Source organism: Serratia sp. ASV30, assembly GCF_016428815.1.
GTDB lineage: Bacteria > Pseudomonadota > Gammaproteobacteria > Enterobacterales > Enterobacteriaceae > Chania > Chania fonticola_C.
The window spans coordinates 45,578-54,595 of sequence record NZ_JAELTL010000038.1 but is presented as its reverse complement, the minus strand read 5'-3'; the positions used below and the strand labels follow the sequence as shown (position 1 = coordinate 54,595).

At 54.2% G+C, this 9,018-nt stretch carries 10 protein-coding genes; 1 reads left to right on the top strand and 9 read right to left on the bottom strand.

Annotated features, from left to right (window positions below):
- Positions 1 to 122: 122 nt before the first annotated feature.
- The gene (locus JHD74_RS16995; RefSeq protein ID WP_021178298.1) at positions 123 to 275 is read left to right on the top strand and encodes a type I toxin-antitoxin system Hok family toxin; all 153 of its coding nucleotides are present in this window, start codon (positions 123 to 125) and stop codon (positions 273 to 275) included.
- Positions 276 to 408: 133 nt separating this feature from the next.
- Here the strand turns inward: JHD74_RS16995 and ptsG are convergent, their stop codons facing one another.
- The 9 genes from ptsG to fabG all read right to left on the bottom strand — a co-directional run bounded on the left by ptsG (position 409) and on the right by fabG (position 9,017).
- Positions 409 to 1,842, bottom strand: a complete 1,434-nt coding sequence (ptsG, locus tag JHD74_RS16990; RefSeq protein WP_199063143.1) for a PTS glucose transporter subunit IIBC — start codon at positions 1,840 to 1,842, stop codon at positions 409 to 411.
- A gap of 339 nt (positions 1,843 to 2,181) precedes the next feature.
- A complete protein-coding gene (locus tag JHD74_RS16985) occupies positions 2,182 to 2,958 on the bottom strand; it encodes a metal-dependent hydrolase (protein WP_074031323.1) in 777 nt (258 codons plus the stop codon).
- A 14-nt stretch (positions 2,959 to 2,972) separates the two neighbouring features.
- Positions 2,973 to 3,980: a DNA polymerase III subunit delta' gene (gene holB, locus JHD74_RS16980; protein WP_074031322.1), complete on the bottom strand. Its 1,008-nt coding sequence runs from the start codon at positions 3,978 to 3,980 to the stop codon at positions 2,973 to 2,975.
- On the bottom strand, positions 3,980 to 4,618 hold the full coding sequence (tmk, locus tag JHD74_RS16975; RefSeq protein WP_024528548.1) for a dTMP kinase: 639 nt from the start codon (positions 4,616 to 4,618) through the stop codon (positions 3,980 to 3,982). Before tmk ends, holB begins: the two co-directional genes overlap by 1 nt.
- Positions 4,608 to 5,633, bottom strand: a complete 1,026-nt coding sequence (gene mltG / locus JHD74_RS16970) for an endolytic transglycosylase MltG (protein ID WP_024528547.1) — start codon at positions 5,631 to 5,633, stop codon at positions 4,608 to 4,610. Before mltG ends, tmk begins: the two co-directional genes overlap by 11 nt.
- 13 nt (positions 5,634 to 5,646) lie before the next feature.
- Positions 5,647 to 6,444 carry an aminodeoxychorismate lyase gene (gene pabC / locus JHD74_RS16965; protein WP_024528546.1) on the bottom strand — a complete coding sequence of 266 codons (798 nt, stop codon included), beginning with the start codon at positions 6,442 to 6,444 and terminating at the stop codon, positions 5,647 to 5,649.
- 124 nt (positions 6,445 to 6,568) lie between these two features.
- Positions 6,569 to 7,810 (bottom strand): beta-ketoacyl-ACP synthase II, encoded by a 1,242-nt coding sequence (gene fabF / locus JHD74_RS16960; protein WP_024485943.1) that lies wholly within the window; start codon positions 7,808 to 7,810, stop codon positions 6,569 to 6,571.
- A gap of 81 nt (positions 7,811 to 7,891) precedes the next feature.
- On the bottom strand, positions 7,892 to 8,128 hold the full coding sequence (gene acpP / locus JHD74_RS16955; protein WP_004719003.1) for an acyl carrier protein: 237 nt from the start codon (positions 8,126 to 8,128) through the stop codon (positions 7,892 to 7,894).
- Positions 8,129 to 8,282: 154 nt separating this feature from the next.
- The gene (gene fabG, locus JHD74_RS16950; protein ID WP_199063142.1) at positions 8,283 to 9,017 is read right to left on the bottom strand and encodes a 3-oxoacyl-ACP reductase FabG; all 735 of its coding nucleotides are present in this window, start codon (positions 9,015 to 9,017) and stop codon (positions 8,283 to 8,285) included.
- Position 9,018 lies beyond the last annotated feature (1 nt).

The window sequence follows — 9,018 nt, the reverse complement described above, 5'->3', positions numbered from 1 at the left end:
CCCCCCCCCCCCCCCCCCCCCCCCCCCCCCCCCCCCCCACACCCCCACTTTTTTAGTTGGCATCGTCGGCAGCGTCAGATGTGTATAAGAGACAGCCGAAAGGCAAGGACAAGGAGGCTATCATGCCGCAAAAGTTAGTCGTAATGGCCCTGGTTATTCTCTGTATCACCGTACTGGTGTTTACCTGGATGACCAGGAAAAGACTCTGTGAGATCCGCATTCGTAGCGGAGAAACGGAGGTTGCAGCCATGATGGCTTACGAATCCGCAAGGTAAGGCAACCCAACGGCGGGGCTTGCCCCGCCTGTTGGTTGTTTGAGCAGAGATCCATGAGCGCCCCTCCCCATGTTGTTAATCAACCCATAAAAAAAGGGAGGCCTAAGCCTCCCCATTAACTCCCCTACCTGAATCAGTGGTTACGGATGTATTCATCCATATCGGTTTTCAGGTTGTCGGATTTAGTACCAAAGATCGCCTGAACGCCTGAGCCAGCCACAACCACACCGGCAGCACCCAGTTTTTTCAGACCAGCCTGGTCAACCTTGGATACGTCGGCCACGCTAACGCGCAGACGGGTAATACAGGCATCCAGGTTGGTGATGTTCTCTTTACCGCCGAATGCCTGAACCAGCGCAGCAGACATTTCAGAACCACCCTGAGCCACCTGCTCGGAAGCATTGTCTTCACGGCCAGGGGTTTTCAGATCCAGCTTGGCAATCAGCACGCGGAAGATGGTGTAGTACACCAGACCGTAGATGACACCAACGATTGGGAACAGCCAGATTTTGCTGCTGTTGCCACTCAGGACGATGAAGTCGATCAGACCGTGTGAGAAGCTGGTACCGTCACGCATACCCAACAGAATACAGATTGGGAACGCCAGACCGGCCAGGATCGCATGGATGACGTACAGGATCGGCGCAACGAACATGAAGGCGAACTCGATCGGCTCGGTAATACCGGTCAGGAACGAGGTCAGCGCAGCGGAGATCATGATACCGCCGACTTTGGCACGGTTTTCCGGCTTGGCAGAGTGCCAGATCGCAATCGCTGCAGCAGGCAGGCCATACATTTTAAACAGGAAGCCACCAGACAGCATACCTGCTGTTGGGTCACCCGCCATGTAACGCGGAATGTCGCCGTGGAACACTTGACCAGCGGCATTGGTGTATTCGCCGATCTGCATCTGGAAAGGTACGTTCCAAATGTGGTGCAGACCAAACGGTACCAGAGCACGCTCAACAAAACCGTAGATACCAAACGCGACCACTGGGTTCTGATAAGCCGCCCATTGTGAGAAGGTCTGGATAGCCGTACCGATTGGCGGCCAGATGAAGGAGAGGATCACACCCAGAATGATAGCGGCCAGACCAGAGATGATCGGCACAAAACGCTTACCGGCAAAGAAGCCCAGGTATTCTGGCAACTGAATGCGGAAGAAACGGTTAAACATGTAGGCAGCAATGGCACCGGAGATAATCCCCCCGAGCACACCGGTATCCGCCAGGTGTTTCGCCGCAATCTCTTCGGCTGGCAAATGCAGCACCAGCGGTGCAACCACGGCCATGGTTTTCACCATGATGCCATAAGCCACTACCGCAGCCAGTGCAGAAACGCCGTCGTTGTTAGTGAAGCCCAGGGCAACACCGATAGCGAAGATCAACGGCATATTGGCGAATACGGAACCGCCGGCTTCCGCCATCACGTGAGAGACTACCAGCGGTAGCCAGCTAAAGTTGGCGGAACCGACGCCCAGCAGGATACCTGCGATAGGCAATACGGAAACCGGCAGCATCAGCGATTTACCTACTTTTTGCAGGTTGGCAAATGCGTTCTTGAACATAGTTGAGTGTGCTCCTGAGTAATAGTGCTTTGCTACTTCTCGCGAATTTTCGCGTTGCAGAGGGGGGAGAGAAAACCCCTGCATTTTCAGGGTGTCTGAGCACCCCTTTAATTTTTACGCAGAGTAAAATAAATACCCTGAACAATGTTTGATGGCAGTCACGTTTCGATGAATCTGACCGGCCATTTTTCAAAAATCGTCTACTTTTTGTGAAGAAAGATGAAAATTCGCCCGGCAGCTCCCCTGAAACGGGTGGGAACATTACCCGTTTCGAGGATTAATTACGAGCTTAAAAAGAATTAGATTATCGCCAGCGGTTCGCTAAGCCTAGACGAAGGATCAGAGTTCGATGTGAAACAAACGTGAAAAGTTGCTGGTGGTCGCTTGCGCCAGGTTTTCCAGGCTAACGCCCTTCAATACGGCCAGGTATTCCGCGACGTCACGCACATAGGCAGGTTGGTTTTCTTTACCACGATGGGGAACTGGCGCCAGGTATGGCGAGTCGGTTTCCACCAGCATGCGATCCAATGGCACATAGCGGGCCACCTCGCGCAGCGGCTCGGCGTTACGGAAAGTGACAATGCCGGAGAACGAGATATAGAACCCCAGATCGAGCAAGGCTTTCGCCGTTGGCAAATCTTCGGTAAAACAATGCAGCACGCCGCCGCAATCCTGTGCGTTTTCTTCACGCAGAATGGCCAACGTATCGTCACGCGCATCACGCGTATGCACAATCACCGGCTTGTTGAGATCCCGGCCAATACGAATATGTTGGCGGAACGACTCTTGCTGCAACGGGATATTGTCTTGCTGATAGAAGTAATCCAGCCCGGTCTCCCCCAGGGCAACCACCTGTTCAGCCGCTGCCAGACTGCGCAGTTCGGCATAATCGTAGCCCCCCTCCAGATTCAACGGATGAACGCCACAGGAGAACGCGACATCGTTACGTTGACCGATCAGTTGAGTCATCGCCTGGTAACCCGGCAACGTGGTGGCAACCGCCAGCACAAAACCCACATCCTGCGCTTTGGCTTTGACCAGGGCATCGTCCACGCTGTGGTGCAAGGTGGCAAAATCCAGGCTGTCGAGATGGCAGTGAGAATCTACTAATAACATGATAATTAACTCTTTTACAACGAATGAGGGGATGAGTAACCGGTAGCGCCGAGCATCTGCTCCCAACCTAGTAACTGTTCTGTCAGCAACAGCTCGCGATTAACGCCAACCACGCTGAGTAACTGATGGCGGCAGTTAAGCCACTGCTGCATGATTTTCTGGAGCGAAACGCTGCTCAAACGGCTGGCCAACTGCTGGACCAACGGCAGTTGATCCTGATTCAGAGCATAGCTCGCGGCTCCCTGCTGGTATTTCATCGCATCCATCAGCAACGCGCACAGCCAGTGTAGCCGGTCCGCCACGTCGTCATGGTTCAGTGCCGGCAACAGGGCCAACATATCGCACTGCGGCAGAGCAGCGCTCAAGGCGTTGCACAGTGCGGCCCGCTGTTGCCAGCGATTTGGTTGCAGCAACTGTTCGGCAGCGAGTGGAGCACCGTCATGCAAGCGTAATGCGGTCAGGCGATCGATCGGATTGCCCGCGCCCTGGCGGTTCAGCCATTGCAGGCTAAGCTGCTCATCCGGGCTGGCCAGATGCCAGTAGAAACAGCGGCTACGCAGCGTCGCCAGCAGGCTTGAGGGCTCACGGCAACCTAGCAGGAAGTAGGTATTGGCCGGAGGCTCTTCCAGGGTTTTCAGCAAGGCGTTGGCGGCGGCCTCGGTCAACAGCTCTGCCTGCGACAGCCACACTACCTTAGCTCCCCCTTGCTGAGCATGGGAATAGAGGATCTCAATCACTTGGCGGATTGGTTCGATACCCAGGCTGCTTTTGCCCTTTTCCGGGGCCAGTACGTGGTAGTCTGGGTGGTTGCCTGCCAGCATCAACCGGCAGCTGTGACACTCACCGCAGCTCTTTTCACCATTGCGCTTTTGGCAGATCAGCCAACGGCTAAGGGCATAGAGTAGCTCAGCATCGCCGTTGCCCACCGCCGCATGCAGCAGTAATGCGTGATGGCCACGCCCAGCCGCATACTGCCCCACCAAATGACGATAGGGAGCGTTAAGCCACGGGTACCAGTTCATTACGCCACTTCCTGCTGTTGCAGCCACTGTAAGACCACCTGGCGAATATCGGCGGTGACCTGTTCCAGCGTTTGTGCCGCATCTATGGTAACGATGCTCGCATCCTGCGCCGCCAGTTCAAGATAGCGCGCACGGGTACGTTCAAAGAACGGCAGCGCTTCTTGCTCTATACGATCCAACTCTCCGCGCGCGCGCGCTCTTTGCAGGCCCACCGACGGCGGTAAGTCGAGATACAGGGTCAGGTCGGGCCGGAAGTCACCCAATACCGTATCACGCAGCGAACTCATCAAATGTGGATCGATTCCCCGGCCCCCGCCCTGATAGGCTTGCGCGGAAAGGTCGTGACGATCGCCAACCACCCAGGTTCCCCGCGCCAACGCTGGCTGGATCACGGTTTCAACCAGTTGTACCCGCGCGGCATAAATCATCAGCAGTTCCGCCTTGATGGTTGGCAAATCGCCCTCTGCGCCGCATTTAAACAGCTCGCGCAACTTCTCCGCCAATGGCGTACCGCCCGGTTCACGGGTAAATACAATGTCGTTAATACCCTGCTCGTTAAGCACGCTGACCACGGTATTGCGCGCGGTAGTTTTACCCGCGCCTTCCAACCCTTCAATCACTATAAAGTTACTTTTCATTCTTTTCCTTTTGTACCTGCCGATAGGCACGTACAGCCGCATTATGGCTGGCCAGGTTGGTGGTGAACGTATGGCCACCCTTACCGTCGGCAACAAAGTACAAATAATCGGTTTTAGCCGGATTGGCAGCAGCTTCCAGTGAAGCACGGCTTGGCATGGCGATCGGCGTTGGCGGCAGGCCACTGATCACATAGGTGTTATAGGGCGTTGCCGTCTCCAGATCCTTACGGGTGATGTTACCGGTATAACTGTCGCCCATGCCGTAGATCACCGTAGGATCGGTTTGCAAACGCATACCCAGACGCAGGCGATTGATAAACACTGAAGCGACCTTGGTTCGCTCTTCCGCTACCGCAGTCTCTTTCTCAATGATTGAAGCCATCGTCAGCAACTCTTCCGGCGTTTTGTAGGGCAAGCTGGTGTCTCGCGCATGCCAGACGTCCTGCAATGCCTTATACATCCGCAGCTGCGAACGCTTTAACAATGCCTGATCGGTGGTTCCTGCCGTATAGAGATAGGTATCTGGATACAAACGACCTTCCAGCACGCCCCCCTCCGGCAGCCCCAGCGCCTTGGCGATTTCCGCCTCGCTTTTACCTGTCAGGGTATGTTTGACATATTTAGACTCTTGCAGCACCTGCAGCCAATCTTTCAGACGCGAACCTTCGATAAAGCGCGCGCTGAACTGGGCCTCTTTGCCGCTCGCCAACAGTTTCAGCATCTGGCGTACCGTCATCCCCGGGGTTAAACGGTAGGTGCCAGCCTTGAATTCGGCCAGTTCCGGCTCCAGGCGCAGTAACCACGGGAACCAGCGGCCATTGTGGATCAACTTGTCGCGCACCAGCAGCCCTTCCAGTGCCACACGGCCAGTGCCTACAGGCAGTTTGAAGTAGGTTTCCTGCCCAATCGCCAGCGGAGTATCGGCAAAGCGTTCAATCCTCTGATGCCCCCAATACAGCGAAGCCAACACCAGGAGTAGCAGCAGTACAACAATCTTGAGCTTTTTTCTCTTCATCAATCAGCCATCATTAACAGTGTGGTCGCAAAAAATCATACAGTTGGCGCGAAGGGTAGCGCCATGATTGTGCCCTATTCACCGGCAGCAACGGCATCAGCGCGTTGCATATCAGCACTTCCTCCGCATCGGCCAGCGTCTCTAGCGGTTCACTGACGTAATGCAGTAGATACTCGCTGCCCGCCAGAAGTTCAATCACGCGGCGGCGCATCACACCAGCGACACCCGCCTGATCCAGATTTGGCGTAAAGACGCTTTTTCCTTTGCGCCAGAACAAATTAGCCGCACAGCATTCCACCAGCATACCCGCAGTGTCAAGCACCAGCGCCTCATGGGCATCGGCCTGGTCAAGATGTGCGCGGATCAACACCTGCTCCAGGCGGTTAAGGTGTTTCAAGCCAGCCAGCAGTGGGTTACGTGCCAGCGCAACCGGGCTGAGCGCCAGGCTGATCCCTTCTTCACGCCATGACAGGTAATGCGTGGGATAGGTGCTGCGTGAAACGATCCGTGTAGGTGCAGCGCAACCGTGCGGGCTGTAACCTCGTCCACCACTGCCTCTGGTCAGTATCGCTTTGACCACGCCATGGGGGAGAGAACTAGCCGCATGGCGCATCTCAAGTTCCAATGCAGCCCAGTCCACAGCAGGCAGTAGCAACCTCTGCGCCGCCTGCTGCATGCGTTCAAGATGCCAGGGGAAGAGATCGATGTTGCCATCCACCACCCTGGAGGTGGTAAAGCAGCCATCGCCAAACTGCAAACCGCGATCGCTGGCTGCCAGGGCGTCATGTTGTTGTCCATTTATCCAGTACATGCGTTTCCTCACTGTGGTTTCACTACGACAGCATATCAGGCACATACTACGATAGACGGCCTGGCACCATAAAAAAAGCCCGGTCAGAGTGCACCGGGCCTTTATCAGCTTGAGTTGGCTAGAACTATACCCGACGGAAAATCAGCGAGCCGTTGGTGCCACCGAAGCCGAAGGAGTTACACAGCGTGAACTCCATATCTTTAGTCTGACGCGCTTCGTGTGGTACGAAGTCCAGATCGCAACCTTCATCCGGATTATCCAGATTGATGGTAGGTGGAACCGCCTGATCGCGCAGAGCCAACACGGTAAAGATCGACTCAATCGCCCCAGCGGCACCCAGCAGGTGACCGGTCATCGATTTAGTGGAGCTGACCATTACCCGGTTGGCATCGCTACCAAATACGGATTTCACCGCTTGGGTTTCGGCTTTATCACCGGCCGGCGTCGAGGTGCCATGCGCGTTGATATAGCCAATCTGTGACGTTGTCACACCTGCATCACGCAGTGCGTTTTCCATCGCCAAGGCGGCACCGGCACCGTTTTCCGGTGGCGATGTCATGTGGTAGGCATCGCTGCTCATACCAAACCCGACAATTTCGGCGTAAATTTTCGCACCGCGTTGTTTTGCGTGTTCGTACTCTTCCAGCACCATCATCCCCGCACCATCGCCCAGGACAAAACCATCACGGTCTTTATCCCAGGGGCGGCTTGCGGCCTGTGGGTTGTCATTACGGGTTGAGAGCGCACGAGCTGCCCCAAAGCCGCCGACACCCAGAGGGGTACTGGCTTTTTCTGCACCACCGGCCAGCATCACATCGGCATCATTGTAAGCAATGATACGTGCGGCATGGCCAATGTTATGGACACCTGAGGTACAGGCAGTAGCGATGGAAATACTTGGGCCACGCATGCCATACATAATGGTCAGGTGACCGGCAATCATGTTCACAATGGTCGAAGGCACAAAGAACGGACTGATTTTCCGTGGGCCACCGTTAACCAGTGAGCTATGGTTTTCTTCAATCAACCCCAGGCCGCCGATACCGGAGCCGATAGCGGCACCAATACGATTGGCGTTCGCCTCGTTGATATCCAGCCCCGCATCCTGCATGGCTTGCATGCCGGCGACGATGCCGTATTGAATGAAGGCATCCATCTTGCGCGCATCTTTGCGCGAGATGAAATCTTCACAGTTAAAATTCTTTACCAAGCCAGCAAAGCGCGTTGCATAGGCAGTAGTATCGAAATGGTCGATCAGGCTGATGCCACTCTGACCGGCAAGAAGAGCATTCCATGTGGACTCTACCGTATTGCCGACAGGAGACAACATGCCCAGTCCGGTCACAACTACTCGACGCTTAGACACGTTTGTCCTCCAAGGAGGGAAAATATGACGCTAGGGATAGAAAAAACTTAGGCGGTCGAGTGACCGCCTAGATATGTTCGCTTACTGCTGGCTAGCGTTGATGAAATCAATAGCTGCTTGCACAGTAGTGATTTTCTCAGCTTCTTCGTCTGGAATTTCGGTGTCGAATTCTTCTTCCAGAGCCATTACCAGCTCAACGGTGTCAAGAGAATCAGCGCCCAGGTCTTCAACGAAAGAAGCGTTGTTCAATACTTCTTCCTGCTTAACACCCAGTTGCTCAACAATGATTTTCTTAACGCGTTCTTCGATAGTGCTCATACTCTTAAATTTCCTATCAAAACTCGCTTTCGCGATGGTTTTCGTAGTGTATAAAATGTTGAAAAAGATGCAACTAAATCCCGGCTGGTCAAACCACGATTTTACGCTATTTTGCGGTTTTTACCTCAAATAACGCAAATAGTTTTCGCATTTTTTAAATCATATACATGCCGCCATTGACATGTAACGTTTCACCGGTGATGTAGCTGGCCTCGTCAGAGGCTAAAAATGCAACAGCGCTGGCGATTTCTTTAGCTTCCCCAAGCCGGCTAGCCGGAACCTGAGTCAAAATGCCTGCGCGTTGATCTTCTGTCAACGCCCGTGTCATGTCCGTCTCAATAAAGCCAGGAGCCACGACGTTGACCGTAATGCCACGTGAAGCGATCTCACGTGCCAAAGACTTACTAAAACCAATCAGACCGGCTTTAGCCGCCGCGTAGTTAGCCTGCCCTGCATTCCCCATGGTGCCAACAACGGAACCGATAGAGATGATACGGCCAAACCGCTTTTTCATCATAGCTCGCATTACCGCTTTTGACAGACGGAATACGGAAGTCAGATTAGTGTCCAGGATATCCTGCCACTCATCATCCTTCATTCGCATCAGCAGGTTATCACGCGTAATCCCGGCATTATTCACTAAAATGTCGATTTCGCCAAATTCTGCGCGAATCGAGGTCAAAACGTTGTCGATAGATTGAGCATCAACCACGTTCAGCATATAGCCTTTGCCTTTCTCACCCAGATAGCTGCTGATGGCTTCAGCACCGCTCTCGCTGGTAGCAGTGCCGATAACCTTGGCGCCACGTGCAACAAACAACTCTGCAATAGCCCGGCCAATACCGCGGCTTGCGCCGGTGACCAGGACAATTTTCCCTTCGAAGCTCATG

What these genes read in the sequence shown, in the direction of transcription:
- mltG (WP_024528547.1), bottom strand. Translation starts at nt 5,633, where the DNA reads ATGAAGAGAAAAAAGCTCAAGATTGTTGTACTGCTGCTACTCCTGGTG.
- ptsG (WP_199063143.1), bottom strand. Translation starts at nt 1,842, where the DNA reads ATGTTCAAGAACGCATTTGCCAACCTGCAAAAAGTAGGTAAATCGCTG.
- fabG (WP_199063142.1), bottom strand. Translation starts at nt 9,017, where the DNA reads ATGAGCTTCGAAGGGAAAATTGTCCTGGTCACCGGCGCAAGCCGCGGT.
- JHD74_RS16985 (WP_074031323.1), bottom strand. Translation starts at nt 2,958, where the DNA reads ATGTTATTAGTAGATTCTCACTGCCATCTCGACAGCCTGGATTTTGCC.
- tmk (WP_024528548.1), bottom strand. Translation starts at nt 4,618, where the DNA reads ATGAAAAGTAACTTTATAGTGATTGAAGGGTTGGAAGGCGCGGGTAAA.
- JHD74_RS16995 (WP_021178298.1), top strand. Translation starts at nt 123, where the DNA reads ATGCCGCAAAAGTTAGTCGTAATGGCCCTGGTTATTCTCTGTATCACC.
- holB (WP_074031322.1), bottom strand. Translation starts at nt 3,980, where the DNA reads ATGAACTGGTACCCGTGGCTTAACGCTCCCTATCGTCATTTGGTGGGG.
- acpP (WP_004719003.1), bottom strand. Translation starts at nt 8,128, where the DNA reads ATGAGCACTATCGAAGAACGCGTTAAGAAAATCATTGTTGAGCAACTG.
- pabC (WP_024528546.1), bottom strand. Translation starts at nt 6,444, where the DNA reads ATGTACTGGATAAATGGACAACAACATGACGCCCTGGCAGCCAGCGAT.